The 22,692-nt window shown below is 72.9% G+C and carries 19 protein-coding genes; 11 read left to right on the forward strand and 8 right to left on the reverse strand.

Annotated features, from left to right (window positions below):
* Positions 1-74: 74 nt before the first annotated feature.
* Positions 75-722, reverse strand: coding sequence for a TetR family transcriptional regulator (locus AB0I06_RS15120; protein WP_363119230.1), 648 nt, complete (start codon positions 720-722; stop codon positions 75-77).
* 122 nt (positions 723-844) lie between these two features.
* On the opposite strand from AB0I06_RS15120, the gene AB0I06_RS15125 reads away from it, so the two are divergent.
* The 3 genes from AB0I06_RS15125 (at position 845) to AB0I06_RS15135 (ending at position 4,940) form a co-directional block, all read left to right on the forward strand.
* Entirely contained in the window at positions 845-1,567 is a 723-nt protein-coding gene (locus AB0I06_RS15125; RefSeq protein ID WP_363119231.1) for a VOC family protein, read from the forward strand.
* A 194-nt stretch (positions 1,568-1,761) separates the two neighbouring features.
* Positions 1,762-4,140 (forward strand): serine/threonine-protein kinase, encoded by a 2,379-nt coding sequence (locus AB0I06_RS15130; RefSeq protein WP_363119232.1) that lies wholly within the window; start codon positions 1,762-1,764, stop codon positions 4,138-4,140.
* A 167-nt stretch (positions 4,141-4,307) separates the two neighbouring features.
* Complete coding sequence (locus AB0I06_RS15135) at positions 4,308-4,940, forward strand: hypothetical protein (protein ID WP_363119233.1); 633 nt, start codon at positions 4,308-4,310, stop codon at positions 4,938-4,940.
* A gap of 35 nt (positions 4,941-4,975) precedes the next feature.
* On the opposite strand, the gene AB0I06_RS15140 is transcribed toward AB0I06_RS15135, so the two are convergent.
* The 4 genes from AB0I06_RS15140 to AB0I06_RS15155 are packed head-to-tail and all read right to left on the reverse strand — an operon-like array spanning position 4,976 to position 8,336.
* The gene (locus tag AB0I06_RS15140; protein ID WP_363119469.1) at positions 4,976-5,929 is read right to left on the reverse strand and encodes an alpha/beta hydrolase; all 954 of its coding nucleotides are present in this window, start codon (positions 5,927-5,929) and stop codon (positions 4,976-4,978) included.
* A gap of 49 nt (positions 5,930-5,978) precedes the next feature.
* Positions 5,979-6,755: an enoyl-CoA hydratase/isomerase family protein gene (locus tag AB0I06_RS15145; protein WP_363119234.1), complete on the reverse strand. Its 777-nt coding sequence runs from the start codon at positions 6,753-6,755 to the stop codon at positions 5,979-5,981.
* On the reverse strand, positions 6,752-7,165 hold the full coding sequence (locus AB0I06_RS15150; RefSeq protein ID WP_363119235.1) for an OB-fold domain-containing protein: 414 nt from the start codon (positions 7,163-7,165) through the stop codon (positions 6,752-6,754). The genes AB0I06_RS15145 and AB0I06_RS15150 overlap by 4 nt, the downstream gene beginning before the upstream one ends.
* A 10-nt stretch (positions 7,166-7,175) precedes the next feature.
* On the reverse strand, positions 7,176-8,336 hold the full coding sequence (locus tag AB0I06_RS15155; RefSeq protein WP_363119236.1) for a lipid-transfer protein: 1,161 nt from the start codon (positions 8,334-8,336) through the stop codon (positions 7,176-7,178).
* A 97-nt stretch (positions 8,337-8,433) separates the two neighbouring features.
* Between AB0I06_RS15155 and AB0I06_RS15160 the strand changes: the two genes are divergently transcribed.
* Positions 8,434-10,041, forward strand: coding sequence for a FadD3 family acyl-CoA ligase (locus AB0I06_RS15160; protein WP_363119237.1), 1,608 nt, complete (start codon positions 8,434-8,436; stop codon positions 10,039-10,041).
* Here AB0I06_RS15160 and AB0I06_RS15165 read toward each other — a convergent pair.
* On the reverse strand, positions 10,031-10,957 hold the full coding sequence (locus AB0I06_RS15165; protein WP_363119238.1) for an SMP-30/gluconolactonase/LRE family protein: 927 nt from the start codon (positions 10,955-10,957) through the stop codon (positions 10,031-10,033). The genes AB0I06_RS15160 and AB0I06_RS15165 overlap by 11 nt on opposite strands.
* Positions 10,958-11,089: 132 nt before the next feature.
* On the opposite strand from AB0I06_RS15165, the gene AB0I06_RS15170 reads away from it, so the two are divergent.
* Positions 11,090-11,545 (forward strand): hypothetical protein, encoded by a 456-nt coding sequence (locus AB0I06_RS15170; protein ID WP_363119239.1) that lies wholly within the window; start codon positions 11,090-11,092, stop codon positions 11,543-11,545.
* Positions 11,546-11,633: 88 nt separating this feature from the next.
* Here AB0I06_RS15170 and AB0I06_RS15175 read toward each other — a convergent pair whose 3' ends face one another.
* Complete coding sequence (locus tag AB0I06_RS15175) at positions 11,634-11,804, reverse strand: hypothetical protein (RefSeq protein WP_363119240.1); 171 nt, start codon at positions 11,802-11,804, stop codon at positions 11,634-11,636.
* Positions 11,805-12,011: 207 nt separating this feature from the next.
* The gene (locus AB0I06_RS15180; RefSeq protein WP_363119241.1) at positions 12,012-15,035 is read right to left on the reverse strand and encodes a BTAD domain-containing putative transcriptional regulator; all 3,024 of its coding nucleotides are present in this window, start codon (positions 15,033-15,035) and stop codon (positions 12,012-12,014) included.
* A 225-nt stretch (positions 15,036-15,260) separates the two neighbouring features.
* Here AB0I06_RS15180 and AB0I06_RS15185 point away from each other — a divergent pair, with 225 nt between their 5' ends.
* The 6 genes from AB0I06_RS15185 (at position 15,261) to AB0I06_RS15210 (ending at position 22,689) form a co-directional block, all read left to right on the forward strand.
* Entirely contained in the window at positions 15,261-16,508 is a 1,248-nt protein-coding gene (locus AB0I06_RS15185; RefSeq protein ID WP_363119242.1) for an amidohydrolase family protein, read from the forward strand.
* A 14-nt stretch (positions 16,509-16,522) separates the two neighbouring features.
* Entirely contained in the window at positions 16,523-17,425 is a 903-nt protein-coding gene (locus AB0I06_RS15190) for a TIGR03619 family F420-dependent LLM class oxidoreductase (protein ID WP_363119470.1), read from the forward strand.
* A 9-nt stretch (positions 17,426-17,434) separates the two neighbouring features.
* Positions 17,435-18,205: an SDR family NAD(P)-dependent oxidoreductase gene (locus AB0I06_RS15195; RefSeq protein ID WP_363119243.1), complete on the forward strand. Its 771-nt coding sequence runs from the start codon at positions 17,435-17,437 to the stop codon at positions 18,203-18,205.
* A 98-nt stretch (positions 18,206-18,303) separates the two neighbouring features.
* The gene (locus AB0I06_RS15200; RefSeq protein WP_363119244.1) at positions 18,304-19,422 is read left to right on the forward strand and encodes an LLM class flavin-dependent oxidoreductase; all 1,119 of its coding nucleotides are present in this window, start codon (positions 18,304-18,306) and stop codon (positions 19,420-19,422) included.
* 88 nt (positions 19,423-19,510) lie between these two features.
* Positions 19,511-21,241 (forward strand): D-aminoacylase, encoded by a 1,731-nt coding sequence (locus tag AB0I06_RS15205; protein WP_363119245.1) that lies wholly within the window; start codon positions 19,511-19,513, stop codon positions 21,239-21,241.
* On the forward strand, positions 21,238-22,689 hold the full coding sequence (locus AB0I06_RS15210; RefSeq protein WP_363119246.1) for an aldehyde dehydrogenase family protein: 1,452 nt from the start codon (positions 21,238-21,240) through the stop codon (positions 22,687-22,689). The genes AB0I06_RS15205 and AB0I06_RS15210 overlap by 4 nt, the downstream gene beginning before the upstream one ends.
* Positions 22,690-22,692: the final 3 nt, after the last annotated feature.

Genomic DNA, 22,692 nt, shown 5'->3' on the forward strand with positions numbered 1-22,692 from the left:
CAGGCGGTGGTCCACCCGGGTGGACCACCGCCTGCCAGACAGGACTTGGATGGGTAAGAGGCCGTCGCGCCGCGCTACTTCGTCGGCTTCCGGCCGGTGACGCCCAGGTACACCAACAGGGCGAGGTTCGGTTTCAGTTCGGCCTGCTTCACGCCCCAGGAGGAGAAGCCCTTCTGGTGGGAGGCGACGGCCGCGAGCATCGCGACGAGGGAGCCGGCGACGGCCGCCGGGTTCACGTCCTTGTCCACCCTGCCCTTGGACTGGAGCTCGGCGACGGCGTCCGCGAGGGAGTTGTTCACCGAGTTGAGGATCTTCATACGGAGCTTGTAGAACCGCTTGTCGCCCTCGGCGGCACCGAGATCGACGACCCGGAGGATCGCGTCGTTCTTGCGCCAGAACTCCAGGAAGCCGTCGACGAGTTCCTGGGCCGTCTGCCAGCCGGCCTTGCCGGCCCAGGAGCGGCCCTGAAGGAGTTCCGTCAACGCGGCGCCCTCGGTCGCCATTTGCTCGGCGATCTCCAGGACGGCGCCCTCGACGTCCGGGAAGTACTGGTAGAAGGTCGCGGGCGAAGTGCCCGCCTTCCGGGCGACATCGATGACTTTGACGTCCCGGTACGGGGAGGAGCTGAGCATCTCGCTGAGGCAGTCGAGCAGCTTCTGCCGGGTCGCCTGCCCACGCCGGCCGGCCACGCGGCCGTCGACGGTACGCACTTGTCCTGTCATGCCGTCAGCTTACCGAGGCGCGATCGGGGCGCGATTCGGCCGACTGCAAATGGGGTGTGAGGGAGTGCGGAGGCTGGTGTGCCTGGTCTGCGGGGTGCGGCCGTCGCGGTTACGTTGTCGGCATGGCCGAAAACAGGGCATCGGTGTACGCAGAGGGCGTCCCCTGCTGGGTGGACGCGCAGCTTCCCGACGTGGAGGCGGGCAAGCGGTTCTACGGTGAGCTCTTCGGATGGACCTTCGAGGACTGGTTCGGCTCCTTCGCGCAGGCGCTGAAGGACGGCGAGCCCGTGGCCGCACTGGTCCGCAAGGTGGACGGCCGGCTGCCCACCGTCTGGACGGTGTACTTCGCGACCCCGGACGCACCGGCCCTGGCCCGGCGCGTCCGGGACGCGGGCGGGCAGGTGATCTCGGCGCCGGTCCCGGCCGGCGAGCTGGGCGTGACCGCGCTGGTCACCGACCCGGAGGGTGCCGTCTTCGCCCTGTGGCAGCCGGAGGACCACCCCGGCTTCGGCAGGCGGCACGAGCCGGGCACCTTCGCCTGGGCGGAGCTGTACGCCCGGGACACCGAGGCGGCCAACGCCTTCTACGGCGATCTCTTCCACGAGGCCCTGTTCGGACCGGACGCCGAGCCGGACTTCGGCCGTGCCCCGGTCTCGGACGTGTTCCCGGCCGAGATGCCGCCCCACTTCCTCGTGCACTTCGCGGTCGAGGACGTACCGGCCGCGCTGGAGGACGTCAAACGGCTCGGCGGCCGGGTGCAGGCCCCGCCTTTCGTGACCTCGTACGGCGAGGTCGCCGTCGTCACGGACGATCAGGGGGCGTCCTTCGCGCTGTTGCGCCGCTGAGCGGGCATGGTTTTGGTCATTGTTTGGCCGCCTCTGCACTGAGACATCCGAATTGTCACCGGGTTCGCAACCAGGGCTCCGGCCAGGAAGAATCAGGGTGCGTGCCGCCATGGCGGTGCGGTGGTGAGACGCTGCACGAAGGTCGCGTGGAACATGTGGCTTGGCGCGGCTCGTACGGGGAGGTGGCAGGCAGAGTGGTGGATCAGCTGACGCAGCACGATCCGCGGCGGATCGGGCCGTTCGAGGTGCTGGGACGGCTGGGTGCCGGCGGCATGGGGCTGGTCTATCTCGCGCGTTCGGCGTCCGGCCGGCGCGTGGCGATCAAGACCGTCCGGACGGAGCTGGCCGAGGACCAGCTGTTCCGGGTCCGCTTCACGCGTGAGGTGGAGGCGGCCCGCGCCGTCTCCGGCTTCTACACGGCCGCGGTCGTGGACGCCGACCCGCGCGCCGCCGTGCCGTGGCTGGCCACCGCGTACGTGCCCGCGCCCTCCCTCGAGGAGATAGTGAACGACTGCGGGCCGCTGCCCGCCCAGGCGGTGCGCTGGCTGGCGGCGGGCGTGGCCGAGGCGCTCCAGTCCATCCACGGCGCGGGCCTGGTGCACCGCGACCTCAAGCCGTCGAACGTCCTCGTCGTCGAGGACGGCCCCCGGGTGATCGACTTCGGCATCGCCTCCGGCGTGTCGAACACGCGTTTGACGATGACCAACGTCGCCGTCGGCACCCCCGCCTACATGTCCCCCGAGCAGGCCAAGGACTCGCGCAGCGTCACCGGCGCGAGCGACGTCTTCTCCCTGGGCTCGATGCTGGTCTTCGCCGCCACCGGCCACCCGCCCTTCCACGGCGCCAACCCGGTCGAGACGGTCTTCATGCTGCTGCGCGAGGGCCCGGACCTCGAAGGGCTCCCGGACGAGCTGCGGCCGCTCATCGAGTCCTGCATGCAGATGGACCCGACGGCCCGCCCCAACCCGGCCGACCTCCAGGCCCAGCTGGCCCCCCACCTCTTCGGCTCCGGCTCCGACGACAGCGGCACGGCCTCCGCGTGGCTGCCCGAGCGGGCCGTGGGCATGATCGAGTCCCGCCGCAACGGCCGCGCCGCGGGCAAGCCCGCGCCCGGCGCCGGACGCAGCGGCGGCGGACGCCCCGCCCCCGGCCCCGCGCCCATCCCGCCCCCGCCCTCGCACGACCCCGTCGTCCCGGCGCCCGTACCGGCCCCGGCCGGCGGCCCCGACACCGGCCCGGTCCGGCTGGCCGGCGGCCAGGTGCCCATCGGCCCCGGCCCGCGCGTCGCCGACGTGCGTGCCGCCGCCGTCAAGGCGCCCCCGCCGGAGGCCGCCCTCGCCGCCTCCTGGTCCAAGCCCCGCCCCGGCGTCAACGGCACGGACCCCGCGGTGGGCCCGGCCGTCGCCGCGCCCCCGGCCCCGGCGGCACCGCCCGAGCAGGCCGGCGGCTGGCGGCCCTGGCGCTTCCGCATGTCCAACGACGTCTGGGGCACCCCCTCGGTCGCCGACGACCTGGTCTACGTCACCTCCTTCGAGGTGCACGCCCTGGACGTCGCCACCGGCCGCCGCCGCTTCAAGACCCGGGACGTCGCCTGGTCCATGGCGGTCGCGGACGGCCGTATCCACGCCTCCGACGGGCCCACCCTGTTCGCCCTGGACGCCCGGGAGGGCGGTGACCTCTGGCGCCTCCAGACGGACGCCTGGGTGTACTCGCTCAAGGCCGGCCGCGGCACCGTCGTCACCGGCACCCGCGGCGGCGGCGTCCAGGGCTGGGAGGCCTCGGGCGGCCAGAAGCTGTGGGAGATCACCGGCTGCCAGTCCGACTTCGAGTCCCCCGAGGCCGGGCCCGCCCTGCACGACGGCACGGTCTACGTCTGGCAGGACGCCCGGCTGCGCGCCCTGGACGCCCGCACCGGCGAGGAGCGCTGGTCGTACCCGATCGGCGACGCGGCCTCCTGCGGCGGCGTCCCGGTCCGGCTGACCCAGGCCACCGACGGTTACGTCTACGTCTGCGCCGGCACCCGCGTCCTCGCCCTCGACGTGGCCGCCGGGCACGTGAAGTGGCACTTCGAGGCCCCGGCCGTGTTCCTGTGCCCGCCCACCTTCGTCCCCGGCCCGGCCGTCACCGGCGGCGGCATCTACCTCGCCGACTACCTCGGCACGGTCTACGCCCTCGACGCCACCGACGGCCGCGACCGCTGGCGCATCGCCACCGAGGCCCGCTCCTGCGTGGACCCCGTCCTGGTGGCCGCCGGCCATGTCCACGTGGGCAGCGGCAAGGGCCTCTACACCCTGGACGCGGTCACCGGCACGCCCAAGTGGCGCTTCCAGGCGGGCGGCGACATCGTGGGCGCCCCCTCGGTCGCCGAGGGCCGGATCCACTTCGGCTCCACCGACCACCTGCTGTACACCCTGAAGGCCGACGACGGCCGGCTGCGCTGGAAGCTCGCCACCGGCGGCGAGATCACCGGCTCCCCGGTCGTCCGGGACGGGGTGGTCTACGCGTGCAGCAAGGACCGGTGTGTGTACGCCCTGGACGCGGAGAAGGGCACCGGCACGGCACGCACCGCCTGACCGGCCCGGGACGGCCGTCGTACCGGCGTACGGAAGGGGATCCGGACGGCGGCCGCCGCTTCTCGGAAGCGGTCCGTCCACCGCTTCCACCCCAGACGCTACGCCGGGTGCGTACCGGTCGCCATGCAGTGACATGGTCGTGACAGGCGATCACTAGGCTTTCCGTCATGCGGACACGGGGGAGCGGGCTCAGGTTCACGGCGGTGCTGGTGCTGGTGGTGCTGGCACTGACCGGTTTCTCGTCCGGCCGGGGCCGCGGCGGCGGTCACGGGCACGGCGGCGGAGGCGGCGGCGGGTGCAGCAGCTCCCGCCAGGACCACGACAGTTCGAGGTCGTCGACGTCGAGCGGCGGCTCGTACGGCTCGGGCGGTTCGAGTGGCGGTTCGTACGGCTCCGGCGGTTCGAGCGGCGGGTCCTACGGCTCCGACGACGACTACGCGGGCAGCGGCGGCGGCAGTTCCTCCGCCCGCAGGCCGCACTACGGCTCCACGCCGACCTCCTCCTCCGGCAGCGGCACGAAGCGGCTGAAGGACGGCACGGCGAGGCTGCTCGGCTGCGCGAGCCCGGCGGCCCCCTACGCGACCGTCGAGGTCAGCAACCCCAACGGCCGCAAGGCGGACTTCTCGGTCTCGGTCACCTTCGAGGACGCCCAGGGCATCACCGTCGTCAGCCGGTACGGGGAGGTCACCGTCCCCGCGAACGGCACGGCCACCGTCGACGTCCGGGTGGGCGGCAGCGCGGGCCTGGTGGACTCGGTCGACCACTGCGAGGTCGACCGCCAGGCCCTCGTCGACGACTGACGGACGACTGACGGACGACTGACGGAACCGGGGGCTCAGTCCCGCAGCTCCGTCAGGAAGTCGATCAGCGCCTCGTTCACCTCGGCGGGCCGCTCCTGCTGCGTCCAGTGGCCGCAGCCCGGCAGCACGAGCGGCTTGCGGCGCAGGTTCGGCATCAACTCCGGCAGCCGCTCGATCAGTTCGGGCGTGCCCGGGAAGGCCGGCACGAGGTCCCGGTCTCCGTACACGTAGAGCGCGGGCGGGGAGACGACCGCGCCGTGCCAGGGGGCGGTCAGCTCCCAGTTGCGGTCCAGGTTGCGGTACCAGTTGAGCGCGCCGGTGAAGCCAGGCTCGAAGCTCTCGGTGAGCACGTCGAGGTCCTCCTCGGTGAGCCACTCGGGCAGCACCTCGGGGTTGGGCGCGTCCGCGAGCCAGCCGCGCTCCAGGTCGTCCACCAGGGCCTGCTCGGGACGCCCGGCGTCGGGGGCGTCCCCGGAGGCGGAGTACAGCAGCTTGCGCAGGGTCGTGCGGGTGTCGGCGGTGAACTCGGCCTCCGCGGCCCCGGGCTGGTTGAAGTAGTTCCAGTAGAAGTGCCCGCCGAACCGCTCCCGCATGGCCTCCAGCGGTGGCTGTGCGCCCCGGAACGGCGGCGGCACGCTCAGCCCCGCCACCCCGCGCACCACGTCCGGCCGCAGCAGCGCGGTGTGCCAGGCCACCGGCGCGCCCCAGTCGTGCCCGACCACGAACGCCCGCTCCTCGCCCAGCGCGTGGATCAGCCCGACCACGTCCCCCACCAGGTGGAGGATGCTGTACGCGGACACGTCCTCGGGGCGGTCGCTGCCGCCGTACCCGCGCTGGTCGGGCGCGACCACCCGGAAACCGGCCTCGGCCAGCGGACCGAACTGGTGCCGCCAGGAGTGCCAGGACTCCGGGAATCCGTGCAGCAGCACCACGAGCGGGCCCTCGCCCTGCTCCGCGATGTGCAGCTGTATGCCATTGACGTCGATCATCCGATGCTCAACCACGCTCCCGAGCATACGCATGTATGGGCCACCTGCTTCACTCGCGCAACCGGTACTGCCGCGCCCGCCCGGCGAACAGCCGGGCCTGCCGCTCGGACCCCGCGTTCCCGAGTGCGATGAGGTGCGGTGCCTGCGCGATCCCCTGCGCGCGCCCCGCCTCGGTCGCGGCCCACAGGGCCCGCACGGTCCCCTGCACGGCCTCGGTCGGATACCCGGCGAGGACGGCCGCACACGCCGTCGCCTCGCCCACGGCCTCGCCGCGCGCCGTGAGTTGCGACACCAGCCCGGTCTCGTAGGCCCGCCGGGCCGAGATCCGCTCCGCCGTCCCCATCAACGCCATCCGCGCGACCTCCCCGTAGGGCATGCGCTGCGCCATCAGCACGGACTCGTAGGCGCTGACCATGCCGTAGGTGGTGTGCGGGTCGAAGAAGCAGGCGGTGGTGTCGGCGACGACGAACTCCGCCTCGCCGAGCAGGTAGAAGGCCCCTCCGCAGGCCATGCCCCGCACGGCGGCGACGACCGGCTTCCACAGGTCGTTCGCCTTCGGCCCGATGCCCAGCAGCGGATCGTCCTGTGCGTAGGGCGAGTTCGGCTGCGGCACGACGGCATCCCGGTCGATGCCGGTGCAGAAGGCCCGCTCACCGGCCCCGGTGAGGACGATCGCCCGCACGGTGTCGTCGAACCGCAGCTCGCCCCAGGTGGAGGCGAGTTCGTCGGCCATGGCGAGGTCGACGGCGTTGAGCCGCCCGGGCCGGTTCAGCGTCACCACCGCGACCCCGCTGTCCCGGTCGATCCGCAGGAGGACACTGCTCATGACCGCTCCGGGACCCACTGGGGAAGCCCGTCGTGGAAGACGGCCCGCACCCGGGCGCCGATGCGCAGGTGCTCCCCCGGCAGGGAGCCGAGTGGCCGCCCGGCCGCGGGGACCAGATTGCCCACCAGCCGGATCCGGGGCGCCTCGTCCAGCTCGACGACGACCACGTTGTACGGCGCGTGCGCGGCGTAGTCGGGCAGCAGCGGCGGATGGGCGACGACGTAGGACCAGATCCGGCCCCGGCCGGACACCGGCCGCCACTCGCTCGCGAAGGACTGGCAGTGCGGGCAGCAGGGCCGGGGCGGGAAGCGGAGCTCTCCGCACGCCGCGCAGGCCTGGACGCGCAGTTCGCCCTGGGCGGCGTACTCCCAGAAGGGGGCGCCGTCGGTGTCGGGGACGGGACGCAGCATGGGGTGCTCCTCAACTCCTCAGCAGCAGGGCGGAGGTCGGGACCCCCTCGCCCGCGGTGACCAGGCAGACGGAGGCGCCCGGCACCTGCGCGGTACTGGTCCCGCGCAGTTGTCTGACCCCTTCGGTGATGAGGTTGAAGCCGTGCACATAGGCCTCGGACAGGCCGCCCCCGGCGGTGTTCAGCGGCAGCGGCCCGCCGGTCTCCAGCGCCCCGCCCTCGGTGAACGCCCCGCCCTCGCCGCGCGCGCAGAAGCCGTAGCCCTCCAGGGAGAGCAGGACCAGCGGCGTGAAGGCGTCGTAGATCTGGGCGACGTCGACGTCCTCGGGGGTCAGGTCGGAGTGTTTCCACAGCTGCCGGGCGGCGGCCCAGGCGGGGCCGGTGAGGGGGTCGTCGTTCCAGTAGTTGACCATGCCGTGGTGCTGGGCGGGCAGTGACTGGGCGGTGGAATGGACGTACACGGGCCGGCGCCGGCAGTCGCGGGCGCGCTCGGCGGAGACCACGACACAGGCCAGCGCCCCGTCGGTCTCCAGGCAGTTGTCGAACAGGCAGAGCGGCTCGCTGATCCAGCGGGAGGTCATGTACATCTCGCGGGTCAGGGGCCGGTCGTACATGATCGCGGCGGGGTTCTGGTTGGCCCGGTTGCGGCAGGCCAGGGCGACGTTGAAGAGGTGGTCGCGGGTGGCGCCGTACTCGTGCAGATAGCGGCGGGTGAGCATCGCGATCTCGTCGGCGGGCCGCAGCAGCCCGAAAGGCCGGGTCCACTGGGCCGGGGTCGGCAGCTGGACGGCGGTGTTCGTCCAGGGCCGGGGCCCGCTGCCCCGCTTGCGGGAGCGCCAGGCCACCCCGACGCTCGCCTGTCCCGCGGCGATGGCGGCGGCGAGATGGGCGACGGTGGCGCACGAACCCCCGCCCCCGAAGCCGACCTTGGAGAAGAAGGTGAGGTCGCCGAAGCCGCAGGCCTTCGCCAGCTCCACCTCGTCCGTCTCCTCCATGGTGTAGGAGGCGAGGGCGTCGACCTCGCCGGGCGCGATCCCGGCGTCGTCCAGAGCGGCCAGGACGGCGCGGCAGGCGAGGGTGCGTTCGTCCTCCGGGAGCCGTTTGGCGAAGGGCGTCTGGCCGATGCCGACGATGGCGGTGGCGTCCTTGAGGCCTGTCGATCCTGCTGCCATGCTGCGCGCACCTCCGGACCCGAACGGTCGCTGACAGACCGTCAGATTACAGATAATCTGACGGATGGTCAGCTCCTGTGGCGTGGGGAGGCGAGCTGTGCGGGCGGATACGGCATGGGGAAGCGTTCCGGACCTGGTCAGGACGGCGGCCGAGCGGTACGCGGACGTCGAGGCGGTCGTCGAGGGCCGGACCCGCGTCACCTACGCGGAACTGGGCGCCCGCGTGGAACAGGCGGCGGCCGCCTGCCTGGCGCTCGGAACCGAGCCCGGCGACCGGGTCGGCGTCTGGGCCCCGAACTCGCTCGACTGGATCGTCGCCGCCCTGGGCGCCGTCTCGGCGGGCGCGGTGCTCGTGCCGCTGAACACCCGCTTCAAGGGCGCCGAAGCGGCGGACGTGCTGCGCCGCGGCGGCGTGAGGCTGCTGTTCGTCACCGGCACGTTCCTCGGCACGTCGTACGTGGCGACCCTGCGCAGGGCGGCGGGGGACGGCCCGGGGACCGGCCCGCTGCCCGGCCTGCCGGACCTGAAGCACGCGGTCGTCCTCTCGGAGGACGCCCCGGCGGGCTTTTCGACCTGGAAGGAGTTCCTGGCCGACGGGCAGGGGGTCGGCCCGGCGGCCGTGCGGGAACGGGCCGCGGCCGTGCGCGGGTCCTGGCCCTCGGACATCGTCTTCACCTCCGGCACCACCGGCCGCCCCAAGGGCGCGGTCATCACCCACGACCAGACGCTGCGGGCCTTCGACATCTGGGGCGACCTCGCGGGCCTCACCCGCGGCGACCGCTATCTGATCGTCAACCCCTTCTTCCACACCTTCGGTTACAAGGCCGGGGTGATCGCCTCCCTGATGCGGGGCGCGACGATGATCCCGCAGCCGGTGTTCGACGTCGACACCGTCCTGGCCAACATCGCCGCGGAACGGGTCTCGGTCCTCCCCGGCCCCCCGACCCTCCTCCAGTCCCTCCTGGACCACCCCGCCCGGGACGCCCACGACCTCTCGGCCCTGCGCCTGGTGGTGACGGGGGCGGCGGTCGTGCCGCTGCGGCTGGTGGAGCGCCTGCGCGGCGAACTCGGCGTCGGGACGGTCCTCACGGCGTACGGCCTCTCCGAGGCGAGCGGCGTCGTCACCATGTGCCGCCGCGACGACGACCCGGAGGTGATCGCGTCCACCTCCGGCCGGGCCATCCCGGGCACGGACGTACGGGTCGTGGACGCCGAGGGCCACGTCCTGGGGCCCGGGGAGCCGGGCGAGGTCCTGGTCCGCGGCTTCCACGTCATGGCCGGCTACCACGAGGACGAGCGCGCCACCGCCGAGGTGCTGTCACCGGACGGCTGGCTGCGCACCGGCGACGTCGGAGTCCTGGACGCGGCGGGGAACCTGCGCATCACCGACCGCCTCAAGGACATGTTCGTCGTCGGCGGTTTCAACGCCTACCCCGCCGAGATAGAGCGGCTCCTCGGCCTGCACCCGGACGTGGCGGACGTCGCGGTGATCGGCGTGCCCGACGCGCGGCTCGGCGAGGTCGGCAGGGCGTACGTCGTACGGCGCCCCGGCGCCCTGCTGACCGCCGACGACCTGATCGCCTGGTCGCGCAGGGAGATGGCGAACTACAAGGTCCCGCGGACGGTCAGCTTCGTCGCGCGGCTGCCGCGCAACGCCGGCGGGAAGGTGCTGAAGGGCGTGCTGCGCGACGGCGTCACCGGCTGAGCGGCAGGGCCGGGGTGCCGGTGACCGACATCATCAGGGAGTACAGGGTGGTGTCGGCGGCGATGAACAGGCGGTTGCGCCGGGCCCCGCCGAACCGGATGTTGGCGACGGTGCCCGGCACCAGGATGCGGCCCAGCAGCGTGCCGTCGGGGTCGTAGCAGTGCACGCCCCCGTCCAGGGCGGCGGCCCACAGCCGTCCCTGGTCGTCGAAGCGGATGTTGTCGAAGTTGCCCTTCCCGCACGCGGCGAAGACATCGCCGCCGGAGAGGGTGGTCCCGTCCTCGTGGACATCGAAGACGCGGATGTGGTTGGCCACGCTGTCGGAGACGTACAACTGCCGTTCGTCCGGCGAGAAGACCAGCCCGTTGGGTCCCTGGAACCCGTCGGCGACCAGCCGCACCTCGCCGTCGGCGGGGTCGACGCGGTAGACGTTGCGGGCACCGATCTCGCTCTCGCCGCGATGTCCCTCGTAGTCGGTGGCGATACCGAACTCGGGGTCGGAGAACCACACCGACCCGTCCGACCTCACGACGGCGTCGTTCGGGCTGTTGAGCCGCTTGCCCCGGAACCGGTCCGCGATCACGGTCACGGAGCCGTCGTGCTCGGTCCTGGTCACGCGCCGGTTGCCCTGCTCACAGGTGATGAGACGGCCCTGGCCGTCCAGAGTGCTGCCGTTGGGGTACCCGGCGGGGGAGCGGAACACCCCGACGGCCCCGGTGGTCTCGTCCCACCGCAGCAGCCGGTCGTTGGGGATGTCGCTCCACACGAGGTACCGCCCGGCGGGCACGTACACCGGCCCCTCGGCCCAGCGGCACCCCTCGTACAGGGTCTCCAGCCGCGAGTCCCCCGCCTGACACCTCCCTGTCCGGAACCGCTCGTCGAGGGTCTCGTACAGATGGGGCTGCTCGCCGGGCATGGGGGCCGCCTTCGGGATCGGGCCGACGGGTGATCTGCGCGGGTCCACTATCGCGCGCCGCAACGAGCGGCGCACTCTGCCGGGCCTCGCAGTCCAGCAGATAGCAGGACGGCTCCACCAGCCCGCCCTCCGGTGTCGCTCGCCGCCCGCCCCCGGGCCCTGCTCGGTGAAGTGGCGCTCGAACCCCCTGCGCTCGGCCTCCGCCGAGGCGAGCTCATCCTCGAAGCGCTGTCCCGGGTCGCCCTGGGCGACCGGGTGATGCTGGCGCGGCTCAAGGACGCGCACCGTTCCGGCATCCGCGTCGTGACCAGCTCGATGACGCTGATCGAGGCCTACCACGGCCGGGTGAAACGGGCGGCCTGGGCACGGGCGATGTCACGTGTCGTCGTGGAGCCCGTGACCAGGGAGGTCGCCGAGGCGGCTGTCACCCTGCTCCAGGACACCGGGCTGCACGGCCACAGTTACGCGATCGACGCGGCCCTGGCCGTGATCGCGAGCCGGCAGCCCGCGGGCGTGGTGCTCTTCACCTCCGACGAGGACGACATGGGGAAACTGTGCGGACCGGGCGTGCGGGTCGTCGCACTCTGACGCGTCGCCGTCCGCCCGCGGACACACCTCGGCCGCGACGGCTCCCCCTCCGCGCCGCCGCGGCCGAACCCCGTGTTCCGGTGGTGGCTTACTTCGTCGGCTTGAAAGGCTCCGACGTCGCGTGCAGGTCCTTGACCTCCAGCGGCTCCTCGGTCGCGTGCAGGTCCTGCTTCTTGACGGCGCCCTCGTCCTTGGTCTCCAGCGGCTCGTCCGTGGCGTGCAGGTCCTGCGGCTTGAGCTCGTCGCCCATGATCGTCATCTCCCCTTGGCATGGATCAAGCAGTGAGGTCGGCGGGCCCGCCCGGTCACTCCCCCGAGGACGACCGGACGGGCCCACCCGGGCCGCTCGCCCCGGAACATCAGGGCGTGGCCCGTGCGGTGACCCGTCTGCCCCCCGACGCGACGGATCGACTGCGTCCATCATGGCGGGCGGCGATAAACGAATGATGAACGCCCCGACGAGGCCTCAGGCCGCGCGCACCGGGGACAGCAGCGCCCGCACCTCGGTGATCTCGGGCGAGCCCAGCTCCTCGTAGATCGCGGCCGCTTCCTGCCAGCAGACCTGGGCCCGGCCGGTCTGGCCGAGGCCGTCCAGCGCGCGCCCGAGGACCGTGAGGACGTTGCCCCGCCGCCACTGACCGCCGATCCCGCGCAGGACCGTCAGGGCCATCTCGGCGTTGGACGCGGCCCGTGCCGTGCGCCGGGCGGCGAGGTCCACCTCGGCCAGCCGGAACAGGCTCATGCCCTCCCACAGGCGCTGCCTGCTGTCGCGGAACACCTCCAGCGCCTCCTGGAGCCGGTCGGCCGCGTCGCACAACTCGCCGCTCTGGGTGAGGGCGAGACCCAGGGCGTAACGGGCGTTCGCCCCGCGCAGGGCATTGCCCATGCCGTCGTAGATGTCGATGCCCTCCCGGGCCAGCGCGACCGCGCTCTGGGTCCGTCCGGTCGCGAGGTGGATCCGGGACAGGTTGCACAGCGCGGCGGCCTCGCCGGGACGGTCGCCGAGCGCCCGGAAGTGCTCGATGGCCCGGGAGAGATGCTCCTCGCCGTCCGCGTGGCGGTTCTGGTAGAGCGCGATGATGCCACGCGCGTTGCTCGCCCAGCAGACGGGCAGCAGGTCGTCGGCCTCCTGCGCGAGGAGAATGGCGCGCTCGGCCTCCTCCTCGGCCCGTTCGAAACGGCCGCCGACATGATGGACATTGACGAGCGTCATCAGCGCCCGGGCCTCCGCCCGCCCGAGGCCGTGCGACCGGGCCGCGCCGACGAGCGCCTCGGCCGTCGCCTCGTACTCCTTGGAGTTGGCCCCCGACTCCGACAGGTCGTGGGCGGCCCACAGCATGTCGATGGCCCGGGGGAGGGTCTGCGGCAGTCCTGCGGACTGCCGTACGCACGCCAGGAGGCAGATGGCCTCCGCGTACAGCCAGTCCTGCGCCGCGTGCCGGTCGTCGAAGCGCAGCCCCGGGTACGACGTGCGCTCCAGGTGGTCCACCAGCCGGTCGCCCGGGCGCTCGATCGCGTAGACCCCGGCCGCGGACGCCAGATAGAAGTCCAGCAGCCGGGAGAGCGCCGAGCCCCGTTCGCTCGGGGGCAGTTCGTCCCTTTCCGCACAGGCACGCGCGTAGAGCCTGACCAGGTCGTGGAAGCGGTAGCGGCCGGGGGCCGCCGATTCCAGCAGGGAGGTGTCCACGAGGGACTCCAGCAGGTCCTCCGTCTCCTCGGCCGGCAGGTCCAGGACCGCCGCGGCGGCGGCGAGGGAGATGTCGGGGCCGTCCGCCAGGCCGAGCAGGCGGAACGCCCGGGCCTGGGCGGGCTCCAGCTGGCCGTAGCCGAGCTCGAAGGTGGCCGCGACGGCCAGGTCACCGGCCTGGAGCTCGTCCAGGCGGCGGCGTTCGTCGGCGAGTTTCGCCGCGAGGACCGACACCGTCCAGGTGCGGCGGGCGGCCAGGCGGGACGCCGCGATGCGGATCGCCAGCGGCAGGAAACCGCAGGCCGCCACCACGTCCAGGGCGGCCTTCCGCTCGGACGCCACCCGCTCCTCGCCCACGATCTTCGTGAACAGCGCCAGCGCCTCGTCCGGGGACATCACGTCGAGGTCGATCAGATGGGCCCCGGCCAGGTCGAGCATCCGCACCCGGGAGGTGACCAGCGCGGCGCAGCCGTCCGTGCCGGGCAGCAGCGGGCGCACCTGGGCGGCGTCCCGGGCGTTGTCCAGCAGGACCAGCACGCGGCGCCCGGCCAGGACCGAGCGGTACAGGGCCGCCCGCTCCTGAAGGGAGTCGGGGATCGCCGAGTCGGCCGTGCCGAGGGCGCGCAGGAAGGAGCCCAGGACCGTCTCCGGCTCCGCCGCCCGGGCGCCCGCGCCCTGGAGGTCGACGTAGAGCTGCCCGTCCGGGAACGCCGCGCGCGCCTGGTGGGCGACGTGCACCGCGAGGGTCGTCTTGCCGACGCCGCCGATGCCGGCCAGCGCCGAGACCGCCATGACCCGGCCCTCGGCGGAGGCGAGGATGTCGCCCAGCTCGCGCACGAAGGCGGATCGTCCGGTGAAGTCCGGGACGGTGGCGGGAAGTTGCGCGGGGCGTACCGGGGCCGTGGCCTGTTCGGGGGCCGGGGAGGAGGGTTCCGCGAGCCCGGGGTCCGCCTGGAGGATCCGCTGTTGCAGCTCGCTCAGGCCGGGGCGCGGGTCCACACCGAGTTCGTCGGCGAGCAGGCGGCGGGTGTCGGCGTACACGGCCAGGGCCTCGGCCTGGCGGCCGCTGCGGTACAGCGCCAGCATCAGCAGTTCGCGCAGCCGCTCGCGCAGCGGATGGGCCGCGGTGAGGGCCGTGAGCTCGGAGACGGCCTCGGCGTGGCAGCCCTGCTCCAGGTCCATGTCCAGGCGTGATTCGAGGAGCTGGAGCCGCCACTCCTCCAGCCGGACGCGCTGGGCCTCCGCGTAGGGGCCGGGCACGGCGGCCAGCGTCTCCCCGTCCCACAGGGCGAGGGCGCGGCGCAGGGCGGCGCGGGCGTGGTAGAGGTCGCCGGCCGAGCGGGCCTTCTCCGCCTCGGTGGCCAGGTCCTGGGCGACGGTGAGGTCCAGGGCGTCCTCGGCGAGGCCGCGCACCGCGTAGCCGCCGGCCTCGCTGACCAGGACGGCCGGGGCGGCGGCGGTGCCGCCCGGGTCCAGCACCTTGCGCAGCCGGGAGGCATAGGTCCGCACGGCCGCCAGGGCCTGCGAGGGCGGTTCCTCGCCCCACAGGGCGTCGATCAGCTCCGCCGCCGTGGCCGTACGGCCGCCGCGCAGCAACAGGGCTGCCAGCAGGGCGCGTTGCTGAGGTGACCCGGTGGCCACCGGGTCGTCACCGCGCCAGGCGCGCACGGGGCCGAGCACGCTGAAGCGCAGGGCCGCGGACCGTGCCGGTCCGGCCGGCCCGGCCGTCATCGCCGGCTCCGACGTGGAATCGGGACGCCGCTGCTCCGGTACGAGCGGCACACCGTCCGGTACACCGTCCATGCAGTCCCCCTAGACATCCTGAGCAACCAGGCCAGTTTGCCTTGTTGGCGGTGGATACGTCAGCCGTGGGAGACGCCGATCACAGGGTGACACGCGGGAGTCCACAGAGTCTGCACACTCTCCGCGCACGCTTCCGGCCGGACCGCACGGATCGCGCCATCGAGGCCGGACCGGCCCGCGCCCGCAGAGCTGACGCCCCGTCAGATCGGCGCTACCGTGAGCGCCATGGACACCCACGACAGCACGTTTCCGCTGATCATCTCCGTGGACGACCACACCGTGGAGCCCGCGAACGTCTGGCAGGACCGGCTTCCGGAGCGGTACCGGGGCGTCGGGCCGCGGGTCGTCCGGGCCCCCGTGAAGGAGATGACCTTCCTCGGAGGGCGCTTCAAGCCGGTCATGGGGCGACCCGGGGATGACGGCCCCGTCGGCGACTGGTGGGTCTACGAGGACCTGCGCCGGCCCCTGACCCGGCTCGACACCGCGGTCGGCTGCGACCGGGACGAGATCCGGCTCGAAGTCATCACCTACGAGCAGATGCGGCCCGGCTCCTACGACGTCACCGCGCGCCTCGCCGACATGGACGTCAACCACGTCCAGTCCGCCCTGTGCTTCCCGACCTTCCCGCGCTTTTGCGGACAGACCTTCACCGAGGCGAAGGACCACGAGCTGGGCCTGCTCTGCGTGCGGGCCTACAACGACTGGATGGTGGAGGAGTGGTGCGGCCCCGACGCGCACGGGCGGCTCATCCCCCTGCCCCTGATCCCCCTGTGGGACGCCGAACTGGCGGCGGCCGAGGTCCGGCGCAACGCCGCCCGCGGGGTCCGCGCCGTCGCCTTCTCCGAGATACCGCCGTTCCTCGGACTGCCCTCCATCCACACCGACGACTGGGACCCGTTCCTCGCCGCCTGCGACGAGACCGGCACGGTCGTCGCCATGCACATCGGCTCCAGCAGCCGCATGCCCTCCACCTCCGCGGACGCCCCGCCCGCCGTCGGCTCCACCATCACCTACGCCAACTGCTGCTTCTCCATGGTCGACTGGCTGATGAGCGGCAAGTTCGAGCAGTTCCCGAACCTGAGGGTCATGTACGCCGAGGGGCAGATCGGCTGGATCCCCTACATCCTGGAGCGGGCCGACGTGGTGTGGGAGGAGAACCGCGGCTGGGGCGGCGTCGCCGACAAGGTGCACCGGCCGCCGTCCGAACTGTTCGCCGAGCACGTCTACGGCTGCTTCTTCGACGACGCCTTCGGGCTGCGCAACCTCGACTCCATCGGCGTCGGCAACGTCCTCTACGAGACCGACTACCCGCACTCCGACTCCACCTGGCCCAAGTCCCGCGAGGTCGGCGAGGCGCAGATGGGGCACCTGGAGCCCGACGTGGTCGAGCGGATCGTGCGGGGGAACGCCATCGAGCTGCTCGGGCTGACGGACGAAGGGCTGTGGCCGGGCGGCGGCGGAGGCGCGCGGTGAACCTGCGCTACGGGATGCAGCTGCCCGTCCAGTCGCAGAGCACCCTCTACGCGGAGGCCTGGGAGGCCGCCGCCGGGCCCGCCGACCTGCTGGAGATCGCCCGCGCCGCCGACCGGGCCGGGTTCCACTACCTGGCGGCCTGCGATCACGTCGGCGTCCCCCGCAGGCTCGCCGCCGCCATGAGCACCGTCTGGTACGACCCCGTCGCCACCCTCGCCCACCTCGCCGCCGCCACCGAGCACGTCCGGCTGCTCAGCCATGTCGCGATCGTCGGCCTGCGGCACCCCCTCCTGACCGCCAAGCAGTACGCCACGCTCGACCACCTCAGCGCGGGCCGGCTGATCCTCGGGGTCGGCGCCGGGCACGTCCAGGAGGAGTTCGAGGCCCTGGGCGTCGACTTCCACCGGCGCGGTGCCGTGCTCGACGAGTGTGTCGACGCCCTGCGTGCCGCCCTCGGGCCGGAGGAGTTCCCCGAGCACCACGGCGAGCTCTACGCCTTCGAAGGGCTCGGCCAGCGGCCCCGGCCCGTGCAGGACCCCGTCCCCCTGTGGGTCGGCGGCTCCTCGCCGGCCGCCCTGCGACGGGCCGCCCTCAAGGGCGACGGCTGGCTGCCGCAGGGAGATCCGCGGGACCGGCTGCCCGCGCAGATCGCCCGGATCGGGGAACTGCGCGAACAGGCGGGGCGGCGGGACCCGTTCACGGTGGGGGCCATCGCCGAGCCGCTGTACGTCGGCACGCCCCGGTGGGACGTGGGGCGCCGGACCCTCACCGGGGACCCGCGGCGGCTCGCCGAGTCGCTGCGGGCGTACCGCGCCATGGGCGTGCACCAGATCCAGGTGCGGTTCCGCAGCCGGAGCCGCGCCGAACTCATCGACCAGATCACGGCGTTCGGCGCCGGGGTCGCCCCCGAGCTGTGAGGAGAGCCCATGGGCAAGCTCGACGGACGGGTCGTCATCGTCACCGGCGCCGCACGCGGCCAGGGCGAGCAGGAGGCCCGGCTCTTCGCGGCCGAGGGGGCCCGGGTGGTCCTCGCCGACGTCCTCGACGACCGGGGTGAGGCGCTCGCGAAGGAGATCGGCGCGCTGTACGTCCATCTGGACGTGGGGCGGGAGGACGACTGGAGGTCCGCCGTCGCCGCCGCCAAGGACGCGTACGGCCACGTCGACGGGCTGGTCAACAACGCCGGCATCCTGCGCTTCAATTCCCTTCTCGACACACCCCTCGACGAGTTCATGCAGGTCGTCCAGGTCAACCAGGTGGGCTGCTTCCTCGGCATCAGAGCGGTCGCCCCGGAGATGCCCGAGGGGGGCACGATCGTCAACACCTCCTCGTACACCGGCCTGACCGGGATGGCCGCCGTGGGTGCCTACGCGGCCACCAAGCACGCCGTGGTCGGTCTGACCCGGGTCGCGGCCCTGGAGCTGGCCGGGCGGGGGATACGGGTCAACGCCGTCTGCCCGGGGGCTGTCGACACCGCGATGTCCAACCCGGCCCGGCTGGACCCGGACGCCGACCTGGAGGAGACGGCGAAGGGGCTCGACCGGCTGTACCGCAAGCTCGTGCCGCTGGGCAGGGCCGGGCGGCCCGAGGAGGTGGCCAGGCTCGCGCTGTTCCTGACCTCGGAGGACTCCTCGTACATCACGGGGCAGCCGTTCGTGATCGACGGAGGCTGGCTGGCCGGGGTCAGCGTCATCTGACGGGCCGTCAGCTATTGACGCTCCCGGGAGCCGGTGGAACAGTCGGAGCCATAAATCTGACGCTCCGTCAGAACCAGACTCTGGGGCGGTGAACCTCCTTGGAATTCGGCATCTTCGTTCAGGGATACGTCGGCAAACGGGCCGAGACCGACCCGCTGGCCGAGCACAAGGCGCTGATGGAGGAGACCGAGTACGTCATCGAGGCGGACAAGTGCGGCTTCAAGTACGCCTGGGCCTCCGAGCACCACTTCCTGGACGAGTACTCGCACCTGTCCGCCAACGACGTCTTCCTCGGATACCTGGCCCACGCGACCGAGCGGATCCACCTGGGCTCGGGGATCTTCAACCCGCTCGCCCCGGTCAACCACCCGGTGAAGGTCGCCGAGAAGGTCGCGATGCTCGACCACCTCAGCGGCAACCGCTTCGAGTTCGGCAGCGGGCGGGGCGCCGGGTCGCACGAGATCCTCGGGTTCATGCCGGGCGTGACCGACATGAACCACACCAAGGAACTCTGGGAGGAGACCATCGCCGAGTTCCCCCGGATGTGGCTCCAGGACGAGTACCAGGGCTTCCAGGGCAAACACTGGTCGCTGCCGCCGCGGAAGGTCCTGCCGAAGCCGTACGGCCGGGCGCACCCGGCGATGTGGTACGCCGCCGGGTCGCCCCCCTCGTACGCGATGGCGGCGAGGAAGGGGCTCGGCGTGCTCGGCTTCAGCGTCCAGAAGGTCTCCGACATGGAGTGGGTGCTGGAGCAGTACAAGACGGCGATCGTGGACGCCGAGCCGGTCGGGGCCTTCGTGAACGACAACGTGATGGTGACGACCACGGCGATCTGTGCGCCGACCCACGCGGAGGCGGTGCGGATCGCCGCGAGCGGGGGGCTGCACTATCTGCCCTCGCTCGTCTTCCGGTACCACGACACCTTCCCCCGGCCCGAGGGCTTCCCGGTGTGGCCGGAGACGCTGCCGGAGTACACCGAGGAGTTGGTGGAGGTGCTGATCGAGGAGGAGTTGCTGATCTGCGGCGATCCGGACGAGGTGCTGCGGCAGTGCCGGCGGTGGGAGCGGGCCGGGGCCGATCAGCTGAGTTTCGGGTTGCCGGTGGGGGTGCCCAAGGAGGAGACGTTGCAGACGATCCGGCTGGTCGGGGAGCACGTGATTCCCGAGATCGATACGGATCCCGTGCACCGGACTTCGCGGTTCCGTCAGGGGGCCTGAGCGTTCGTCGGCGGGTGCGGCGTTCGTGGTGGCTTGTCGCGCAGTTCCCCGCGCCCCCAGGGCGCCTACTCGAGGGAGTTGAGTGGTCATGCTCGATCACGTGATCAGGGGGGCGACCGTCGTCGACGGGACCGGTGCGCCCGGCTTCACCGCGGACGTCGGCATCAGGGACGGCCGTATCTCCGTGGTGGGGACGGTCACCGAGGAATCACGGTCGGTCGAGGACGCCACCGGCCTCGTCCTCACCCCCGGCTTCGTCGATCCCCACACCCACTACGACGCCCAGCTCTTCTGGGACCCGTACGCCACGCCGTCCCTCAACCACGGGGTCACCACCGTCGCCGGCGGGAACTGTGGGTTCACGCTGGCCCCCCTGCATCCCGACCGGCCCGAGGACGCCGACTACACCCGGCGGATGATGTCCCGGGTCGAGGGCATGGCGCTGGTGGCGCTGGAGGAGGGGGCGCCCTGGACCTGGCATTCGTTCGGGGAGTACCTGGACGCCCTGGAGGGGCGGATCGCCGTCAACGCCGGCTTCATGGTGGGGCACTGCGCGCTGCGGCGGTACGTCATGGGGCCCCGGGCCGTGGGCGGGCAGCCGAGCCGGGAACAGCTCGCCGCGATGGTGCGGCTGCTGCGGGAGGCCATGGACGCCGGAGCCTGGGGGCTGTCCACCACCCAGTCGACCAGCCACTCCGACGGCGACGGACAGCCCGTCGCCTCACGGCACGCCCAGCCGGCCGAGCTGCTGGCGCTGGCGCGGGCCGTCGGGGAGTGCGAGGGCACCCAGATCGAGGCGATCGTCGCGGGCTGTCTGGATCAGTTCAGCGACGCGGAGATCGACCTGTTCGTGGAGATGAGCGCGGTGGCGGGACGGCCGCTGAACTGGAACGTGCTGACGATCGACGCGGCCGTTCCGGAGCGCGTGCCCCGGCAGTTGCTCGCGAGCGAGCAGGCGAGGAAGGCCGGCGGCCGGGTCGTGGCGCTCACCATGCCGATCCTCACGCCCATGAACATGTCCCTTGGCACCTTCTGCGCGCTCAACCTCATCCCCGGCTGGGGTCCGGTGCTCGGGCTGCCCGTGCCCGAGCGGATCGAGAAGCTGCGGGACGCGGCCGTACGGGACGAGCTGCTGCGGCGGGCCCGGTCCAAGGAGGCGGGCGTCTTCCGGCGGCTGGCCAACTTCGGGCGGTACGTCATCGGCGACACCTACAGCGAGGCGAACGCCGGGCTGAGCGGGCGCGTGGTCAGGGACATCGCCGAGGAGCGCGGGCAGGAACCCTTCCAGTGCCTGGTGGAGATCTGCGCCAACGACGGGCTGCGCACGGTGCTGTGGCCGATGCCGACCGACAACGACCCGGCGTCCTGGGCGCTGCGGGCCCAGACCTGGCAGCACGAGGACGTGCTGCTCGGCGGGTCCGACGCGGGCGCGCACCTGGACCGGATGTGCGGGGCGCCGTACACCACCCGGTTCCTCGGGGACTGCCTGCGCGGGCGGCGGCTGGTCGCTCTGGAGCAGGCCGTGAGGATGCTGACCGACGACCCCGCGCGGCTCTTCGGGCTGCGCGAGCGCGGGCGGATCGAGGAGGGCTGGCACGCGGACCTGGTGCTCTTCGACCCGGAGCGGATCGACGCGGGCCCGGCCACCCTGGTGCACGATCTGCCGGGCGGCAGCCCGCGGCTGGACTCCCGGGCGCTGGGGGTGCGGGCCGTGTGGGTCAACGGGGCCGAGGCGATCCGGGACGACGTGGTGACCGGGGCCGTACCGGGCCGGGTGCTCCGCTCGGGGCGGGACACGGAGACGGTGAGCACGAGGTGACGGCACGGCAGCCGCTGTTCGTCGGCGGCTCCTGGGCGGAGCCGGACGGCGGGCACTACGCGGTGATCGACCCGGCGAGCGAGCGGACCGTCGGGTGGGCGCCCGAGGCCTCGCGGGATCAGGTGCTCACGGCCTGCGCCGCGGCCCGCGAGGCCTTCGGGCCGTGGTCGCGCACATCGCCGCAGGAGCGGGTGGCCGTGCTCGGACGGGCGGCGGGGATCATCGCCGCCCGGCTGCGGGAGTACGCGTCGCTGGCCCGGGCGGAGACCGGAGCGACCCTCGCCACCGCACGCGGCATGCAGGTCGGCGTCGCCGCCGCCCGCTTCCGGCGCTACGCGCGTGTGGAGCCCGCCGAGTGGGCGATCCCGCCGCAGATCAACGAGGCGGGGCCGATGGGGAGGGCCGCTGTGCTGGGCGCCCTGGCCGTCCGGCAGCCCGTCGGGGTGGTCACCTGCGTCACCTCGTACAACAATCCCTGGGCGAACGCGGCCGGCAAGATCGCCCCCGCCCTGGCCATGGGCAACACGGTGGTGGTGAAACCGGCCCCGCAGGACCCGCTGTCGGTCTACCGCATGGCGGGGGCCCTGGAGGAGGCCGGTGTGCCGCCGGGTGTGGTGAACGTGGTCAGCGGTGCCCGCACGGAGGTCGGCGAGGCGGCCGTGGCGTCGCCGGACGTCGACATGGTCAGCTTCACCGGCTCCACGGCGGTCGGGCGGCGCATCGCCGAGGTGTGCGGGCGGGACATGAAAAGGCAGTTGATGGAGCTGGGCGGGAAGGGCGCGGCGGTCGTCTTCGACGACGCCGACCTCGCCTCGGCGGTGGCCGGGATCGGGACCACCTTCTCCTTCTACAGCGGGCAGATCTGCACGGCACCGACCCGGGTCCTGGCCCAGCGCGGCATCCACGACCGGCTCGTGGCACAACTGTGCGGCTACGCGGCCCGGTTGAAGGTCGGTGACCCGGACGAGCCGGACACCGTGGTCGGCCCGGTCATCTCGGCGGCGCACCGGGACCGGGTGGAGTCGTACGTCGGACTGGGCCGCGAGGAGGGCGCGGTGGTGGTGACGGGCGGCGAACGACCCGGCCTGCCCAGCGGCTTCTACGTCGCCCCCACCCTCCTGGCCGGCTGCACCAACGACATGCGGGTGGCCCGCGAGGAGATCTTCGGCCCGGTGGTGACCGTGATCCCCTTCGACGAGGAGGAGGAGGCCGTCACGCTCGCCAACGACACCGACTACGGGCTCATCGACTACGTCTGGTCCGGGGACGTGGCCCGAGCCTTCCGGGTGGCACGGCGGCTGCGGGCCGGCGGGGTGGGCGTGAACACCGTCGGGCGGAACATGGAGGCACCCTTCGGCGGCTTCAAGCACAGCGGCGTGGGCCGGGACGTCGGCAGCTACGCGCTGCACGCCTACAGCGAGACGCAGGCGATCGTCTGGCCGGGCTGACGC

The organism is Streptomyces sp. NPDC050674 (assembly GCF_040654575.1).
In the GTDB taxonomy this organism is placed as follows: domain Bacteria; phylum Actinomycetota; class Actinomycetes; order Streptomycetales; family Streptomycetaceae; genus Streptomyces.